The 16,856-nt window shown below is 68.0% G+C and carries 14 protein-coding genes; 7 read left to right on the plus strand and 7 right to left on the minus strand.

The annotated features are described in order from the left end of the window. Window positions 1-14: 14 nt before the first annotated feature. Together HTY53_RS03870 and fdxA are read left to right on the plus strand one after the other, a co-directional pair. A complete protein-coding gene (locus HTY53_RS03870) occupies window positions 15-1,073 on the plus strand; it encodes a porin (protein ID WP_174105152.1) in 1,059 nt (352 codons plus the stop codon). A 277-nt stretch (window positions 1,074-1,350) separates the two neighbouring features. Further along, the gene (gene fdxA, locus HTY53_RS03875) at window positions 1,351-1,683 is read left to right on the plus strand and encodes a ferredoxin FdxA (RefSeq protein WP_174105319.1); all 333 of its coding nucleotides are present in this window, start codon (window positions 1,351-1,353) and stop codon (window positions 1,681-1,683) included. Between the two features lie 103 nt (window positions 1,684-1,786). Here the strand turns inward: fdxA and HTY53_RS03880 are convergent, their stop codons facing one another. From HTY53_RS03880 to HTY53_RS03895, 4 genes are all read right to left on the minus strand, one after another. Then, window positions 1,787-1,960, minus strand: a complete 174-nt coding sequence (locus HTY53_RS03880; RefSeq protein ID WP_174105085.1) for a hypothetical protein — start codon at window positions 1,958-1,960, stop codon at window positions 1,787-1,789. Between the two features lie 37 nt (window positions 1,961-1,997). Continuing rightward, entirely contained in the window at window positions 1,998-3,170 is a 1,173-nt protein-coding gene (locus tag HTY53_RS03885) for a DUF4382 domain-containing protein (RefSeq protein ID WP_174105153.1), read from the minus strand. Between the two features lie 218 nt (window positions 3,171-3,388). After that, window positions 3,389-5,521 (minus strand): TonB-dependent receptor family protein, encoded by a 2,133-nt coding sequence (locus tag HTY53_RS03890; protein WP_254599795.1) that lies wholly within the window; start codon window positions 5,519-5,521, stop codon window positions 3,389-3,391. Further along, window positions 5,518-6,858, minus strand: a complete 1,341-nt coding sequence (locus HTY53_RS03895) for a PQQ-dependent sugar dehydrogenase (RefSeq protein WP_174105154.1) — start codon at window positions 6,856-6,858, stop codon at window positions 5,518-5,520. The genes HTY53_RS03890 and HTY53_RS03895 overlap by 4 nt, the downstream gene beginning before the upstream one ends. Window positions 6,859-7,104: 246 nt before the next feature. Here HTY53_RS03895 and HTY53_RS03900 point away from each other — a divergent pair, with 246 nt between their 5' ends. From HTY53_RS03900 to HTY53_RS03910, 3 genes are all read left to right on the plus strand, one after another. Then, window positions 7,105-7,572, plus strand: a complete 468-nt coding sequence (locus tag HTY53_RS03900; protein WP_174105155.1) for a YybH family protein — start codon at window positions 7,105-7,107, stop codon at window positions 7,570-7,572. 76 nt (window positions 7,573-7,648) lie between these two features. Further along, the gene (locus HTY53_RS03905; protein WP_238509399.1) at window positions 7,649-8,377 is read left to right on the plus strand and encodes a TetR/AcrR family transcriptional regulator; all 729 of its coding nucleotides are present in this window, start codon (window positions 7,649-7,651) and stop codon (window positions 8,375-8,377) included. Further along, window positions 8,374-10,986, plus strand: a complete 2,613-nt coding sequence (locus HTY53_RS03910) for a PEP/pyruvate-binding domain-containing protein (RefSeq protein ID WP_174105156.1) — start codon at window positions 8,374-8,376, stop codon at window positions 10,984-10,986. The genes HTY53_RS03905 and HTY53_RS03910 overlap by 4 nt, the downstream gene beginning before the upstream one ends. 43 nt (window positions 10,987-11,029) lie before the next feature. Here HTY53_RS03910 and HTY53_RS03915 read toward each other — a convergent pair whose 3' ends face one another. Further along, complete coding sequence (locus HTY53_RS03915) at window positions 11,030-12,634, minus strand: methyl-accepting chemotaxis protein (RefSeq protein ID WP_174105157.1); 1,605 nt, start codon at window positions 12,632-12,634, stop codon at window positions 11,030-11,032. Window positions 12,635-12,804: 170 nt separating this feature from the next. Between HTY53_RS03915 and HTY53_RS03920 the strand changes: the two genes are divergently transcribed. Next, window positions 12,805-13,158, plus strand: a complete 354-nt coding sequence (locus HTY53_RS03920) for a thioredoxin family protein (protein ID WP_174105158.1) — start codon at window positions 12,805-12,807, stop codon at window positions 13,156-13,158. A 161-nt stretch (window positions 13,159-13,319) separates the two neighbouring features. After that, the gene (locus HTY53_RS03925; RefSeq protein WP_217435505.1) at window positions 13,320-13,820 is read left to right on the plus strand and encodes a DinB family protein; all 501 of its coding nucleotides are present in this window, start codon (window positions 13,320-13,322) and stop codon (window positions 13,818-13,820) included. A 22-nt stretch (window positions 13,821-13,842) separates the two neighbouring features. On the opposite strand, the gene HTY53_RS03930 is transcribed toward HTY53_RS03925, so the two are convergent. Together HTY53_RS03930 and HTY53_RS03935 are read right to left on the minus strand one after the other, a co-directional pair. Further along, window positions 13,843-14,886, minus strand: a complete 1,044-nt coding sequence (locus HTY53_RS03930) for a siderophore ABC transporter substrate-binding protein (protein ID WP_174105159.1) — start codon at window positions 14,884-14,886, stop codon at window positions 13,843-13,845. A gap of 11 nt (window positions 14,887-14,897) precedes the next feature. After that, window positions 14,898-16,850 carry a ligand-gated channel protein gene (locus HTY53_RS03935; RefSeq protein ID WP_254599811.1) on the minus strand — a complete coding sequence of 651 codons (1,953 nt, stop codon included), beginning with the start codon at window positions 16,848-16,850 and terminating at the stop codon, window positions 14,898-14,900. Window positions 16,851-16,856: the final 6 nt, after the last annotated feature.

Here is a 16,856-nt window from a genome sequence, read left to right on the forward strand (position 1 = left end):
AAAGAGAACACACCGTGAAGAAAGCCCTCCTCGCGCTGGCCGCGACCGCTGCCACCGCCGCCTCCGGCGCAGCGTCCGCCCAAACCAACGTCACGCTGTACGGCATCGTCGATGCCGGCATCGAAGTCATCAGCAACGCCCCGAGCGCCGGCGGCGGCGACACCGCCGTGCGCATGAACTCCGGCAACCTGTCGGGCTCGCGCTGGGGTCTGCGCGGCACCGAGGACCTGGGCGGCGGCCTGAAGGGTCTGTTCGTGCTGGAAAGCGGCTTCGATATCGACACCGGCCGTTCGGCCCAGGGTGGCCGCCTGTTCGGCCGCGCCGCCTACGTCGGCCTGCAAGGCAACTTCGGCACCATTACGCTGGGCCGTCAGCAAAACGCGCTGTACGACCTGTTCGGCGCCTTCGACCCGATGGGCGTCGGCCCGCGTTACTCGCTGAACAGCGTCGATTCGGCCTTCAACGGCCGCGCCGACAACAACATCAAGTACACCGGCAAGTTCGGTGGCCTGACCGCGACCGGCTTCTACAGCTTCGGCCGCGACAACAACGGCGAAGTGCCGGGCGAAGCCAAGGTGGCGCGCCAGTTCGGCGGTGGCCTGTCGTATGCGGCGGGCGGCTTCTCGATCGGTACCGCCTACGACCAGTACCAGGGCGCCACCATCGCGCTGCAGGACCGCGCAGCCAAGCGCGCGGCGATCGGTACGGCCTACGAGTTCGGCGCCGCCAAGGTGTTCGCCGGCTATCGCTGGATGCGTGACGAGGGCCTCGGCGCGCTGACCGACACCAGCGTCCGCAGCAACCTGTACTGGGCCGGCGCTCGCTACAAGTTCACCCCGGCCTTCAGCCTGACCGGCGCGGCCTACTACGAAGACACCAAGAACACCGGTGCCGATCCGTGGATGTTCGTGCTGTCCGCCGACTACTCGCTGTCCAAGCGCACCGACGTCTATATGAACGTCGGCTACGTGCGCAACAAGGACGGTTCGGATCTGGGCCTGAACGGCGCGGGCACCGCCCAGGCCGGCGAGAACCAGACCGGCGTGACGATCGGCATGCGTCACCGCTTCTAAGCCAGTCTGCTGGCGCCCGCAAGCGCGGGCATGCGGCGGCGCCAGCCACAGCGCGCCGCCGCGCGAACGATCATATCGACCTTGTCTTCTTCATGGGTGCAAGGACGTTGGGCCGGTAGTCCTACCGGCCCCTTTTTATTGGCGCCCGTCGAAGGCCGTACCGCGGCCTGGCTTGAAGATTTTTGATGGTGTCGCACAAACCGGCGCCGGCACGGCGGCCGCCTTGCGCGCTAGCATCGGGGCTTTCGTTGTCCCGCTGTCCCTGTCGCATTGCCCCATGACGTTTGTCGTAACGGATGCCTGCATCCAGTGCCGCTATACCGATTGCGTCGAGGTTTGCCCAATGTCGTGTTTCCACGAAGGGCCGAATTTCCTCGTGATCGATCCCGACGAATGCATCGATTGCTCGATGTGCGTGCCCGAATGCCCAGTGGGTGCGATCTATTCCGAAGAAAATCTTCCCGACGACCAGCGCCATTTCATTGCCATCAATGCCGAATTGGCGCGCAAGCCGGAATGGAAACCGCTGTTGCGGGCCAAGGGGCCGTTGCCGGAGCACGAGGCTTGGGCCAGGGTCCAGGGCAAGCTCGACAAGCTGATTCGCGATTGAGGGATTGCCGCCGGCCGTCATGGCAAGAACAGGCAAAAAAAGATGGGCCCGCGGGCCCATCTTCACGGTGGCGGTCGGCTCATCGCCAACCGGGTCGCCGCGATCAGCAGCGGCCCTTCTTCGCCTGTCCCGGCGGGCAGTGGTACGGGCCGGGGCCCGGGTCCACCACGACTGCACCCGGCGTGACGACCGCACCGTGCGGGGTATAGACCGCGCAGCCGCCGAGCAGCGTGCCGGCGCCGATCAGCAGCGCGCAAATTCCTTTCATTGCCTTCATTGCGTTTTCCTGGTTTTTTCGTTGGGGGTTCGTTGCATCAGAACTGGAAGTTCGCCGTCGCATCGGCCGCGGAAACGTCGCGGTCGGTGCTCAGCGTGGCCCCAGTGATCGAAGTCGCCGTGACAGTGTACTTGCCTGCCGCTGCCGTATCGGCAGCAAGCGCGATCGGCAGCGTCTGCTGATACGTGCCCACCAGCGGCGCCGCAGCCGGCACGTTCAGCTGATAGGCGCCGGTATCGAAGTTCGCATTGGCGACCGCCACCTCGATCGGCGCGCCGGCGACGGTCTGCTTCGCCTGCACGAAGGCCTGTGCGGAGGCGGGCAGCACCGAGCCGGTGATCCGGCGCATTGGCGAGGCCGGCAGCGTGATGGGCGCGGCCGAGGTCGACACCGTGGTGGTGGTCTGCGCGGTGACCGGCACGTTCTGGATCACGCCGGTCGCACGATCGTTCTGCACCACCACCACGCTGTAATTGCCGGCATCGCTGCTGCGCAAAAGCGGCGACAGCGTGAAGGCGCCATTGCTGTCGGCCAGCGTCCCCTTGATGGTCACGCCATTCTGCTGGGCATAGACCGTTGCGCCCGCCTGTGCGGGCGACACATAGCCCTGGATCGCGCCGCTGACCACCAGCGGCACGGCGGTCACCACGGGCTTGAGCGCATAGGAGCCGTTGCCGCGCTGAACGATCGACCGGCAGGCATCGAAGTCGAGCACCAGGTCGACCAGCGTGTCGGGCTGCACGGTGAACGGACGAATGATCTTGTAACCGCTCTGTGTCGCGCTCGGCGTATCGAGCGGCTGTTCGGTGCCGCCGGTCGGCACCACCGAATTGGCGAGCGAATTGCCGGTATTGCGGTCGAGCACGAGCCGGATCTGCTGATACTGGCCCGCCGGCAGCACGGTCTGGCCCAGCTTGGTCAGCGTGCCGTTCTGCAGCGACAGCAGATCGATACGGCGGGAAGGGTTGACGTCGATCTCGGCCCAGCCACCCGCGCCATCTTCGGCATTGGCGCTGGTATGGACGCGGATCTTGTCGACGGTGACGAAGACATGATCGAAGCCGCAGGCCGGCGCGTCGGTCATCGATACGCTGAGCGTACCTTTGCCGCCATCGCCATCGTCATCGCCGCCGCCACCGCAGCCGGCCAGGATTGCGGCCGACGCGGCCACGCCGAACGCCAGCCCCCGGTATTTGAAATTCGTTCTCATTTCCCTCTCCTTCACTCCTTATTGGGAATCTTGAGCATAATTTCCCGTCGCTCCGGAAAGGCGTGACATATTGTAAGAGCTGAAACACGGCCCGCTTTCTGCGAACTCCATTGCATTCTTCGCGGCACGGAATTAACGGAGCAATTACCGCAATACCGGCTTCAGAAAGCCGTTCTCAGAACGGCGGGACTTGGAACGCCGGTCTCAAAACGCCGGTCTCAGAACGCATACGACAGCGATATCCCCGCAAAGGCATTGCGCCCCGCCGCCGGCTCGAAATATCGCCCATTACCATCGTTGACGATCACCGATCCCGCATAGCGGCGGTCGAACAGATTGTCGATGCGCGCAAAGGCATTGACGGTCCAGCGGCCGAAGGGCATTGCGTAGCTCGCCTGGATGCCGGTCACTAAATAGCCGGGCGCGCGGTCGCTGTTGCGATCGTCTACCGGGACCGCGCTCAGATAGCGCACGTCGATGCCGGCGCGCCAGCCGCGCGGCGGAGCCCATCCCAGCGCGCCATAGAAGGCGTGGCGGGCGGTGCCGGGAAGGCGGTTGCCGGCGACGATGCCGGGCGGCACCGTGTCGCGGAAGGTCGCGTCGAGAAAGCTGTAGGCCAGTTGCGCCTGCCAATGCCGATGCAGCACGCCGCTCCAGCCGAGTTCCAGGCCCTGGCGCAGTGTGCGGCCGGCATTGCGATAGCTGGCGCGGCCGCCGCTGCTGGTGGCGGTGACGATCTCCTGATCGGTGCGGGTCTGGAACAGCGCGGCGGTCAGCAGGCCGCCGGCCAGCTTCTGCTTGGCGCCGACTTCGACCGACGTGCTGGTGGCCGGGCGCAGCGCGAAATTGAGGCCGGCCGCGCCGTCCGGGCGATACGAGATTTCGTTGAGCGTCGGCGTTTCGAAGCCGCGTCCGGCGGTGGCATACAGATTCAGCGAGTCGCCGACGCGATAGCGTACCGCCCCGACCGGCAACCACTTGTCGTAACGCACCGAGCCGCTGTCGTCGCCATTGGCGCCGACGATATAGCGGTCGCTCGACGAAAAGCGCACGGTGCTGTGGCGCAGGCCCGCTTCGACGGTCCAGCGCGGGGTCAAGTCCAGCGAAGCCTGCAGATACTGATCGAAGTTCCAGACCGTGTTGCGTTCGTCGCGCCGCAGGCGACCCTGTTCGCCGAGCACGGGCTGCTCGGCGCTGCCAATGAAGTTCTCGTAGCCGCGGCGCGTTTCCTCCATCGTGTCGTAGGCCAGTCCCGCAATCAGCGTCAACGGCATGTGGCCGACCTGCGCATGGTGCGTCCAGCGCAGGTCCGCCCCGCCGTAGTCGCGGGCCAGGTCGATGACACCGCCGGCCGACAAGGGGCTGCGCTGCGCCGCGGGTGGAATCGACAGGAACTGGCGCGTCTCGCGCTGGCCGTAGTAGACCATCGCCATCAGCGTGTTGTTGGCGTCGATCCGGCGCTCGTGGCGCAGGCCGCCTTGCGCCTGCTGCACGGTCTTGCGGGTGTTGAACTGTTCGGCCAGCGGCGCCGAGCGCGGCGCGGTCTCGAACTGCGCGCGTGTCAGCCCGAGCGGATCCTGCGCGCTCAGATCGACCGCGTTCGCCACCAGCGTCCAGCTGCTGTCGGCATGGGGACGCCAGGTCAGCCTCGCATTGCCCAGGTTCTTGCGCGCGGCACTGTGGTCGCGATACCCCTCGGTGGTGAAGCGCGATGCGCTGACCAGATAGTCCAGACCCGGCTCGCCTTCGGCCGGCGCGCCGCTGGCCTTCAGGCCATAGCGCCAGGTGCCGTAGCTGCCGGCGCCGAAGCTGCCTTCGAGCAGCGGCGGGCGGGCGCCCGGCTCGGTCCAGACCTGGATCACGCCACCGGACGCATTGCCGTACAACGCCGACGCGGGACCGCGCAATACCTCGACGCGATCGATCGAGGCGATATCGATGTTCGACGTCTGCCCCTGCCCGTCCGGCATCGTCGCGGGAATGCCGTCGACATACAGCCGCAGGCCGCGCACGCCGAAGCTCGAACGGGCGCCGAAACCGCGGATCGACAACTGCAGGTCCTGCGCATAGTTGTGCCGGTCCTTGACCAGCAGGCCCGGCACGCCGCCGAGCCCCTCGCTCAGATTGATCTGCGGTCGGCCCTCGCGCAGCGCGCTGCCGGAGACCACGTCGGCCGATGCGGGCGTATCGAATACCGAGGCGTCGATGCGCGTGGCCGTCACCACCACTGGCGCCAGCGCCCGCTCCGCATCCGAACCCGAATCCGGCGCCGTGGGCGCATCCTGTGCGACGGCCCATCCCGACAGCGGCAGCAACACGGCGGCCGCCCACCCCGCTCCACCGCCCCTCATCGGCGCTTCGGCGTCATCGCCGTCACGCGCCAGACCACGTTGCCGACATCGTCGGTCACCAGCAGCCCGCCCCGGCGATCGTCCTTGACGTCGACCGGACGGCCATGGGCGCGCTCGTTGCCATCGAGGAAGCCGGTCAGCACATCGATCGGCTCGCCCTTTGGCACGCCGCCGCGGAACGGCACGAAAATCACCTTGTAGCCGCTCTTGGGCTTGCGGTTCCACGAGCCATGCTGGCCGACGAACAACCCTTCGCGAAACGGCTCGGGCCAGCGCAATCCGTCCGCGAACGTGATGCCCAGCGATGCGGTATGCGGGCCGAGCGCATAGTCGGGGACCAGCGCGGTGGCAACCAGTTCGGGCCGCTGCGGCTTGACCCGCGTATCGACGTGCTGGCCCCAATAGCTGTACGGCCAGCCGTAGAAGCCGCCATCCCGCACCGCGGTGATGTAGTCGGGGACCAGATCGCTGCCGATCTCGTCGCGCTCGTTGACCGCCGTCCACAGCTGGCCGGTCACCGGTTCCCAGGCGAGACCGTTCGGATTGCGCAGGCCGGTCGCATACAGGCGCATCTTGCCGCTGGCGCGATCGAGTTCCCAGATCGCGGCGCGGCCCTCTTCGATCTCCATGCCTTTCTCGCCGACATTGCTGTTCGAGCCGACCGTGATGTACAGCTTGCGCCCATCGTGGCTGGCGATCACGTTCTTGGTCCAGTGGTGGTTGATGCCGGCGGGCAGATCCACCACCTTGACGCCGGGCTCGTCGATCCGGTCGGCGCCGGGACGGTAGCGAAAACGCATCAGCGCATCGGCATTGGCGACATAAAAGTCGTTCCCCACCAGCACCATGCCGAACGGCGAATTCAAGCCCTGCAGGAACACCGAGCGCTTGTCGGCGACGCCGTCGCGGTCGGTATCGCGCAGCAGCGTGATGCGGTTGGCGCTTGGGGTCCCGGCGCCGGCGCGTTTCATCACCAGCTTCATGACCCAGTCGCGGATGCCCTTGCCGGACTCGGGCTTGGGCGGCGCATTCGACTCGGCCACCAGCACGTCGCCGTTGGGCAGCACATAGAGCCAGCGGGGATGATCGAGGCCGTCGGCGAAGGCGGTCACGGAGAGCCCGGGCGCCGGCGTCGGCCTCGCGCCGTCCGGCCAGCCGATCGCCGGCGCGATGTCCACGGTGGGCAGCAAGGTCTTGTTCGGCGGCGGCAGGGTCGGCGAAGGACCGGTGCCCTGCGCCACAGTCAACCTGGCGCGGTCACCCATGCCCAGCAGGAAGCAGCCGCCGACCAGCAGCATGACGGCACCCAGCACGATGACAAGACGAACCTTCCTCATGACGCACTCCTCGATGGTTTGCGACCTGACAGGTCTTCCGACAAGTATCGGCGCGAATGCCGCCGCTGCCAGCGGTGGCAAACCCGGTTCTGTGCATTTTAGAGCACGAGATTCCAGCGGCGCTCCAAAGTTCCACGGCGCTGTCGAATCGGCCCGGCGCCGTTCGACAAGGGTATAGGAACCGCCGTACGGCCCGGGCCGATGGCCGGCCGGCGGGTTCGCCACCGAACCGACAAGGAGCACATCATGAGCATCAGCAAGGACGAGCAGACCAATGAGCGCATCATCCTGCAGATGATGGAGGACTGGGCCGAAGCGCTGGAACGGCGCGACGTCGCCGCCATGACCGCGAACTATGCGCCCGACGTGGCGATGTTCGACGTCAAGCCGCCCTATGCGCTGCAAGGCGTCGACGCGTACCGGGCCACCTGGGAGGCATGCTTTCCGTATCTGCCCCAGCGCTTCCGCTCCGAACGCAAGGACATCGCGCTGACCGTCGGCGCCGATCTCGCCTTCTGCCATTGCCTGAGCCGCATCGCCCCATTGGACGAGCCGGATCATCCGGCCGGCGGCACCTGGATCCGCATCACGGTCTGCTTCCAGAAGCGCGATGGCCGCTGGCTGGTGATACACGAGCACGGCTCGCTGCCGTTCGATCCGATGACCGAGAAGGTCGTCTATATCGGCGACACCGAGGCGGAGACCGTCGTCTGAGCGTTTGCTCGAATCGCTTGACAAGCGCATTGCGGCGCATAAAATTGCACGACGTTCAAAATTAAGCGACGTGCAAATGGAAGCCACGCCACAGCGATCCGCTCAAACGCCGTTCGACTCTCCCGCCCACGCGGCCAACGCCTGCGCCGCCCCGCCGTTGGGGCGGCGCCAGCGCAAGCGCAACCAGACGCTGGACCATCTCGCCGCGACCGCCTTCGCGCTATTCGAAACGCACGGCTACGACGCGGTCACGATGGAGCAGATCGCCGCGCAGGCCGACGTGGCCAAGGGCACGCTGTACAACCATTTCCCGGTCAAGGAGGCGCTGCTGGCCCACCAGTTCCACGGCGAGCTGGCCGCCGGACTGCAGCAGTTGCGCGCGGCGCTGGACGGGCTCGGCAGCTTTCAGGCGAGGCTGTGCTATCTGCTGTCGGCATCGGCCGACTGGTGCGAGGCGCGCCGCGGCTACCTGCCCCACTATCTGCGCTTTCGCTTTCTCGACCTCGGGCCGGGCCGCTTCGGGCCGGGCGCCCATGACGTCAATGGCGACCGCGAAGCGGCGCCCGGGCGCAGCGGCATGGACCTGGCCTTCGATGCCCTGATGGCGGCCGCGCAGCAAAGCGGCGAACTGCGGCGCGACCTGCCGTCGGGGCAGCTGGCCACGCTGTTCCACCATCTGTATCTGGGCGCGCTGATGCGCTGGCTCGCAGCCGCCGACGGCGATCTGCGCGCCGAGTTCGCGGCCATCGTCGACCTGTTCTTTCACGGCGCCGCACGTGCCGCGGAGCCGGAGCTCGAACGATGAGCACGCTGTTGCTCGACTGGCCGGCCGCTGCCGCGCACGGCCCCACGGCCGCCGGCGGCAAGGGCTGGCAGCTGGCGCTGATGGCGCAGTTGGGCGTGCCGGTGCCCGACGGCTTCGTGATCCATGCCGATGCCAGCCGCGACCGGCGCGCCGGCGACCCGGTATGTCAGGCTCTGCGCGACGCGCTCGCTCGTGAACTGGCGGTCCGTGACTGGGAGACGATCCCGCTGGCGGTCCGCTCGTCGGCTCCGCAGGAGGATTCGGCCCAGGCCTCGTTCGCCGGCATCCACCTGTCGCGGCTGAACGTAATCGGCGTGGATGCCGTGGCCGAGGCAGTGCAGGCCGCCTGGGATTCGGTATGGGAACCGGCCGCGGTCGCCTATCGGCAGCGCCTCGGACTCGATCGGGAAGCGCCGTCGATGGCGGTCGTGGTGATGCCGCTGCTGCGCGCAGTGGCGGCCGGCATCGCCTTCACCTGCGATCCGCTATCGGGCCGCGACGATCAGTTGCTGATCCATGCGCATTGGGGCCTCGGCGAAGCGCTGGTCGGCGGACAGGCCGATGGCGACGAATATCGGTTGCAGAACAACGAAAGCACCGACGGGGACGATACGCTGCGCGTCATCGGACGCCGGCTTGGCAGCAAGCAGCGGATGACGCAGATCCTGTCCGGCGGCGGCACCGCCGTGATCGACACGCCCGCGCAGCAGGCCGTTCAGGCGGTGCTGTCCGACGCGCAGGCCGTCGCGCTCGCCGAACTGGCGCGCGACGCCGCGAGCGCCCTCGACTTCGCCAGTCCCCGCTACGACATCGAATGGGTCTGGGACGGCGAGCGCTTCTGGATCGTGCAGGCGCGCCCCGTCACCGCACGGGCGCGGCACACATATCGGGCGCTGCGCGAGCAGCCGCGTTACTGGTCCCGCGGCAATACCCGCGAGATCATGCCCGACCCGCTGTCCGCTTTGGATTGGCACGGCTGCCGGACGATGGCCAACCGGATGCTGACGCTCGGCTTCCGGCTGTCCGGCTATCCGATATTGGCCGGCACGGAGCATGCGGCGCTGTTCGACGGCCGCCTGTATCTGGACGTGTCGCTGATGCAATGGGAATGCTACGACGCCCTGGGCGTGCGTCCCGAAGCGGTCAACCGCTTGCTCGGCGGCACCCAGCCGGAGATCGCCGTGCCGCCGCCAAGCGGGCGCGACCGGCTCGCACGCGGCCTGCGCATGCTCCGCTATCTGGCGCGCTCACCGGGACAACGGCGCCGGGGCGAAGCCGCGCTGGCGCGCGCCGCCGAGCAGACGCGCCAGTGGCGCCAGCAAACGCTGCCCGACGATCCCGCCGCGCTGGCACGGCTGCTGCGCGAGCAGTTCCGCACGGTCGCGCAGGCCGATGCGCTGTTCTTTCTGCAGGGATCCGCCGGCGGCACGCTGGCAGGGCTGGTCGATCTCGTGGAGCGGTACTGTCCCGGCGAAGGCTATGCGTTGACCGCCGCACTGATGGCGGGCGGCGAACCGAGCGTCACCGCCCAGCAGGGCTATGCGCTGATCATGCTGGCCGAGACCGCAGCGGCCGACCGCGACGCGCTGGCGTGGCTGCGCAGCGCAGGCCGCGTTGGCGCGCAATGGGAACAAGCGCTGCCGCCCCACAGCCCGTTCCGCAGCGCGTTCGCCGAATTTCTCGAGCGCTACGGCCATCGCGCCACTGCGGAGAGCTATGTGCGGCAGCCCCGCTGGCGCGAGGCACCCGACTATCTGCTCGATACCGTGGTCGGCATGATCGGCACCAGCACGCATGCGGTGCGACAGCGCCAGCACGACGCGGCGCGCGCCGCATGGCGGCACCTGCGCGACGCGATTGCGCCGCTGGCCCGGCCGATGATGCTGCCGCTGCTGCGGCGGATGGTGCGGGTGGCGACGCGCGAGTGCAATCAGCGCGAGGCGGCGCGCAGCGCCTTGATGCGGTATCTGGAAGCCGTGCGGCGTACCGCGCTGGCGTTGGGCACGCACCTGGCCGGTGCCGGCGATCCGGGTCAAGGCCAGCGCCTGGCGCGGCCCGAAGATGTGTTCCATCTGACCGCCCACGAATTGCTGGCTGCCGCGGAAGGCCGCCTGCCGCTGTGGCATGCCGCCCGGCGCGCGGCGCGGCGCGCGGAGATCCTGGCTCGCCAGGCCGCCGAAGCCGAGCCCGCGGTGATCGTGGAACAGCCGGGCGCGCTGCCGGCGGTGTTGCCTTCAGCGCCCCCGGATGCCGCATCGCTGGCCGATGCCGCCGCCGGCCGCTGGACAGGCACCCCGGTCGGCGCCGGCCAGGCACAGGGACCGGCCTGCGTCGCGCGCAGCCCGCAACAGGCGACCGCGATGGCAAACGGCGACATCCTGGTCGCGCCCAGCACCGATCCGGCCTGGACGCCGCTGTTCCTGCGCGCCGGCGGCCTCGTGATGGAGACCGGCGGCTACCTGTCGCACGGTGCGATCGTCGCGCGCGAGTTCGGCATTCCGGCCGTGGTCAATCTGCCGGGCATCCTGTCGCAACTGACCGACGGCGATACGCTGGCGGTCGATGGCCATCGCGGCACCGTGCAGCGGGTGGCCGCCAACCGGCACTAGCGCAGCCCGAGCCGTCGAAGCCTCGGGTCGCGGCGCTTCGGCGTCAGGCCGCTGCCAGTTGCGCGTGGCGAGCCGCGGGCGCCTTCGACGGTGCGGCGGCACCATGGCCGGCCGCGAGGCGGAACATCGACACCGTCTCGAGCAGGCGCGCGGCCTGTTCGTCCAGCGAATGGGCGGCGGCAGCGGCCTCCTCGACCAGCGCGGCGTTCTGCTGCGTGACCTGATCCATCTGGCCGACCGCCTGGTTGACCTGCTCGATGCCGCGGCTCTGTTCGCCAGTGGCCGCAGCGATCTCGCCGATGATGTCGGACACCTGTTTGACCGCCTGCTGGATCTCGTTCATGGTCGCGCCCACGCCCTCGGCCTGCGCCGAGCCGGTGCGCACCGTCGTGACCGAGGCGTCGATCAGTTCCTTGATCTCCTTGGCGGCGCTCGACGAGCGCTGCGCCAGCGTGCGGACCTCGCCCGCCACCACCGCGAAACCGCGGCCCTGCTCGCCCGCCCGCGCCGCTTCCACGGCCGCGTTCAGCGCCAGGATGTTGGTCTGGAACGCGATGCCTTCGATCATGCCGGTGATCTCGGCAATGCGGTTCGAGTTGGTGCTGATTGCGCCCATCGTCTCGACCATCTGACCGGTGGCGACATGGCCGTGCTGCGCGACGGCGGCGGCGTTGTCGGCCAGCGTGCTGGCCTGGCGCGCGCTGTCGGCGTTGTGGCGCACCGTGGTGGTCAGCTCTTCCATGCTGGAAGCCGTCTCCTCGAGCGAGGCGGCCTGCTGCTCGGTGCGCGACGACAGGTCCGCGTTGCCGGCCGCAATCTGGCGTGCGGCCACCCCGACCGAATCGCTGGACTGCCGCACCTCGCGCATCGCCGCGGCAACGCGATCGAGCAGCGCATTGAAGCTCTGCGCGGTACGGCCGACCTCGTCAAGACGATGCACCGGCGAGCGATGGGTCAGGTCCAGCGTTTCGCTGACATGCTGCATGCTGGCCTGCATCTCGCCGAGGCTGTCGCGGATGCGGCGATACAGCAGCCACGCCAGCACGGCGACCGCCAGCACGGTCACGCCGATCACGGCAGCGAACACGCGCACCGCGATCGCGCTGGCGCGCTGGTTCTCGGCGACCGAGTCGTCGCCCATTTTGGTGTTGAAGTCCAGATGCGCGTCGATCTGCTTGCGCAGCGCGGCCGAGGCCAGATGCAGCTCGCCCGACGACAGCATCGCGTGCAGGCCGGCGGTGTCGTTGGTGCGCGAGAGCGCGAAGAAGGCGGCATGCTGGGCGCGGTAGCGCGCCAGTGCGGCGCGATCTTCCTCGAGCAGCTTGCGGTCGGCATCGTTGGAGATGTCCTCGCGCTCGTACTTCGCGGCCAGATCGTCGAAGCGCTTGATCGCGTTGACGATCTCCTGCTCGGCATCGTCCTTGGCCTTGGGATCGTCCGCCAGCGCGTGGCGATACAACTGGACCCGGATCGCGGTGGTGCTGTCCTTGATCGCATTGAGCCGACGCACGCTGGTCAGCGTGTTTTCGTTGAAGTACTCGAGGCGTTGTTCGGCCTGGTTCAACTGCCAGATGCCGCCGAAGCCGACGGCGAGCAAACCGAACAGGGAAAAGAACAGCGTGAAAAGCAGACGTTGACTGATGTTCATGGTGGGCCAGGGGACGGCTATCCATCAGAAAAGCGGCCCATTAGCCGCTTAATTCAGATGTTAGTGTGGTTTCATTCAGGGTTTACGTCAGCTTCGCCACACACTTGAGCCTGGCTTGGCGTGAATTTCGCTAGATCATGGGTATCGACGACAACGATGGAGACGACAAAATGGCCATGTCCGAAACCTATATGGCAATCGAACCGCCGCGCGAGGATATCGACGCGCTCCCCGGCGCGGCGGTGCTGGAATTCGGCGCGCCCTGGTGCGGCTACTGCATGCGGGCGCAGGCGCCGATCGCTTCGGCCTTTGCGCGCCACGAACGGGTGCGGCACATCAAGGTCGAGGACGGCAGTGGCCGTCCGCTGGGCCGCTCGTTCCGCATCAAGCTGTGGCCGACGCTGGTGTTCCTGCGCGACGGCAAGGAAGTCGCGCGGCTGGTCAGGCCAACCGAGGCCGAGGACATCGAGAAGGCAATGCGGCAGATCGATCGGAATGCCGGCGACGAGGCGGCCGCCGCCTAGCGGTGCTGCCGCTCGGTTCTGTTTTTCTGTTCTTCTGTTCTTCTGTTCTTCTGTTCCGGTATGGCGAGGGAGAACAGCGGCGTCATGATTGTCGGCGTGCCCCGTGGCTGGGTACATTGAGCGACGCGTTCCACCACGCTGCGCACCAGCGCCCCCACGACATGATCGACGCCGCCACCCTTGCCGCCCTGCGCGCTTTCCCGCGCCAACTTGAGACCTTCCACGCCGCCGTTCCGGCCACGCATCGCAACTGGTCACCCGCCAGTTGGGAGGGTGTGCCGAGCGAGCCGTTCACCGCGATCGGCCAGTTGTGCCACGTTCGCGATATCGAGATCGACGGCTATCACGTGCGCTTCGAGCGCGCGCTGAGCGAGACCCACCCGCTGCTGCCGTCGATCGACGGCGACGCGCTGGCGATCGAGCGCGCGTATGCGACGGCCGATGCCGCGCAGGTGCTCGCAGACTTCCGCACGGCACGCGAGAAGACCGTCGCGTTGCTTGCCGGCCTGGACGATCGGCAACTGGCCCGCACCGCGGAGTTCGAGGGCTACGGACCACTGACGGTCCGCAGCCTGGTCCATTATCTGTGCAGCCACGACCAGCAGCATCTGGCCGGGATGCAGTGGCTGCTGGGGAAGATTCACGCCGAGCCGGCGGCCTGAGTGGCGCGGCGGCGCCGATCGCCTAACGCTGCGAGCGGCGCTCGCTTGCCGCGTTCGCCGGCGCCGCGGATCCTTGCGCCGTCTCGCCGCCGATCGCCTCGCTCAGTTGCTGCACTGCCAGCTGCATGCCGCGCAGTCCGCCGCCATCCATCAGGTACCACAGGATCGGATCGAGCTTGACCACACGCACCGGCTTGCCGGCCGCATTGCGCCCAAACGCACCGCCATCGAGCGAGGCCAGCGCGGGCGAGGCTGGCTTGCCGACCGCCGTGTCGCGGTCGATCACGAACAGCCAGTCGGGATTGGCGTCGCGGATCTGCTGCACCGTCAGCTTCGTTCCCCTGCCCTCTGGATTCAGACCCGGCAGCGCGGCCTTGAAGCCGAATGCATCGTGCACGGTGCCGAAGCGCGAGCCCGGGCCTTGCGCGCTGATGTTGTCGCCGGCGGTCAGCACGACCAGCGCCGTGCCGGCGGCGGCGGCCTGTTGCTTCAGCGCCTCCACGCCGGCGCGCAGCGCCCGCACGGCGGCCGCGGCCTGCTGCTGCCGGCCGAACACGCGGCCCAGGTTGTCCGCATGACGGGCGATGCTGCCGATGCGGTCGCCGCGATCGATGCTCAGGTCCACGGTGGGCGCGAGCCGGGACAGCGCTTCGTACTGCTTGGCCGAACGCCCGCCGACGACGATCAGGCCCGGCGCGATGGCCTCGATCACCGCCTGATTCGGTTCGAACAGCGTGCCGACCTTGACCACGCCGTCGTCCCGATAGCGCGCCAGATGCGGGGGCAGCGTCGTTGCGGGAACGCCCGCGACCGGCACGCCGAGCGCGTCGAGCGTATCGAGCGCCGCCAGGTCCATCGTGACGACCTTCGCGGGCCGATCGGTCAGGGTCGTGATGCCCTTCGCATGGGCGATCGACAGCGCGGGGCCGGTGTTGGCAGCCGTGGCGGCCGGCGCCCCGGCGAAGGCGCCGCAGCAGGACGCAGCGAACGCCGCGGCGATCGCGCTTGCACGCGCGCGGCGCAAGGCCCGCGTCGCAGCGGACATCGTGAACGGAAACGACGGCATGGCCGCACTCCTCAGAACTTGACCGAGACGCTCATCCAGTAGCGCCGGCCGTCTTCGACATAGCCGTAGTCGGCATAGCGGACCGACTTGTCGAACAGGTTGTAGATGCCGGCGAATACCGACACGTTCTTGTTGACCGCATAGCTCGCGCCGAGGTCGACGAAGGTGTACGACGGCGCCACCACGGTAGTCGACGACGGCCCGGTGATCGGCTGGCTTTCCTTGCCGCGATAGTTGACGCGAGTCCAGGCGCGCAGCGCGCCGGTGGCCTGCCAGTTCAGCGTCGCGGTCAGCAGATGCTTCGGCAGCTGGTTCAGCGGCTGGCCCCGGTACTGGCCGCTTTTCTGCTCGGACTTGGTGAAGGTGTAGCTGCCGACCAGCGACCAGTCGCGCGCCAGCGGCCACTTCAGGTTCGCCTCGATGCCGCGCGAGTACGCCTTGTCGACGTTCATGTAGGTGGTCGGATTGGCGCCGAACTGGTTCGGCCCATCGGTGCACTGCGTGAGCGGACAGGCGACGCGGGTGATCTTGTCCTTGAAGTCGTTGTTGAACACGGTGAAGCCGGCGTGGAAGCCGCTGCCGTTGTCGTACAGCAGGCCGATCTCCTGCGTGACCGAGGTCTCGGGCTTCAGGTCCGGATTGCCGTACATATTGCCGCCGCGGCTGGTCTGGCCCCAGCCGGCCACGGTCTGGCGCAGGTCCGGCGCGCGGAAACCGGTCGAGACGCCGCCCTTGACGGTCCAGCGGTCGGCCACCTGCCAGACGCCGTACAGGCGCGGACTGTAGTGGTCGCCGAACTTCTCGTCCTTGTCCATGCGCAGGCCGCCGGTCAGCGCGAAGCGCTCGGTCAGCCGCCATTCGTCCTCGGCGAACAGCGCCCACTGGTAACGCTCGACCTGGTTCGGCCCGCCGGCGATCTGGTTGCCGGTCTGGTCGTTCAGCCGCTGGTTCAGATAGTTCGCGCCGACGGTCAGCATGTGGTTGCCGAGCGGCATCGTCCAGCTGGTGCGCATGTCCAGGTTCCTGATCTTCATCCGGCGCGTGCGGTTGTCGAACTCCTCCTGCTGGATATAGCTGTCCGAGGTCGCGAAGCCCCAGCGGCCGGTGTGCGACAGCGCGTATTTCTCGCTGCGGTAGTCGGTCTCGGACGATGCCGGGCAGCCGGTGCGCGGGCAACTCGCGCCGGGCGGCAGCGGCGCCACGGTCCTGCCCAGCGTCTCCTCGATGTTCTGCCGCATCGCGGTGGCCTCGAGCACGATGTCGTGATGGCGGTTCGGCGTCAGTGCGAGCTTGGCGGTCACGTTGCGCGTATCGCGGCCGCGGAAGCCGTGGGCGATGTCGTCCTCCCCGCGGTGCGTGGTCTGGCCGTACAGCTGCAGGCCCAGCAGATCGGTCTGCAGCGGTCCGGCCAGATAGAAATTGCCCTGGTAGATGTTGCCGGAGCCGCTGTGCTGCTGCAGCGTGGCATCGGTGCGCACCTCGCCGGTCCATCGCTTCGGCACCTTGCGCGTGATGATGTTGATCACGCCGCCCATCGCGTCCGAGCCGTACAGCGAGGACATCGGGCCGCGCACCACCTCGATCCGCTCGATGGCGGCCAGCGGCGGTGTCCAGCCGCCCTCGACGCCGGCGCTGTCCGAGTTGGTGCGGGTCTCGCGCGAATTCTGGCGCTTGCCGTCGATCAGGATCTGCGTGTATTTCGCGCCCATGCCGCGCAGGCTGATGTCCTGCCGGTCGGCGCCGCCGGTGACGACCACGCCCGGCACGCCGATCAGCGCGTCGTTGATATCGCGATAGGCGCCGTTCTCCAGTTCCTCGCGCGTGATCACCGAAATCGAGGCGGGCGCCTCCTTGATCTGCTGCTCGTAGCCGGAGGCGGTGACCACCACGGTTTCCAGCGTGGCCGGTGTGGCCGGCGCGGTCGCGCCGGCATCGGCCTGCTGCGCCAGCGCACCGCTTGCCATCCATCC

Origin of the sequence: Cupriavidus gilardii, assembly GCF_013314895.1 — a bacterium.
GTDB lineage: Bacteria > Pseudomonadota > Gammaproteobacteria > Burkholderiales > Burkholderiaceae > Cupriavidus > Cupriavidus gilardii_C.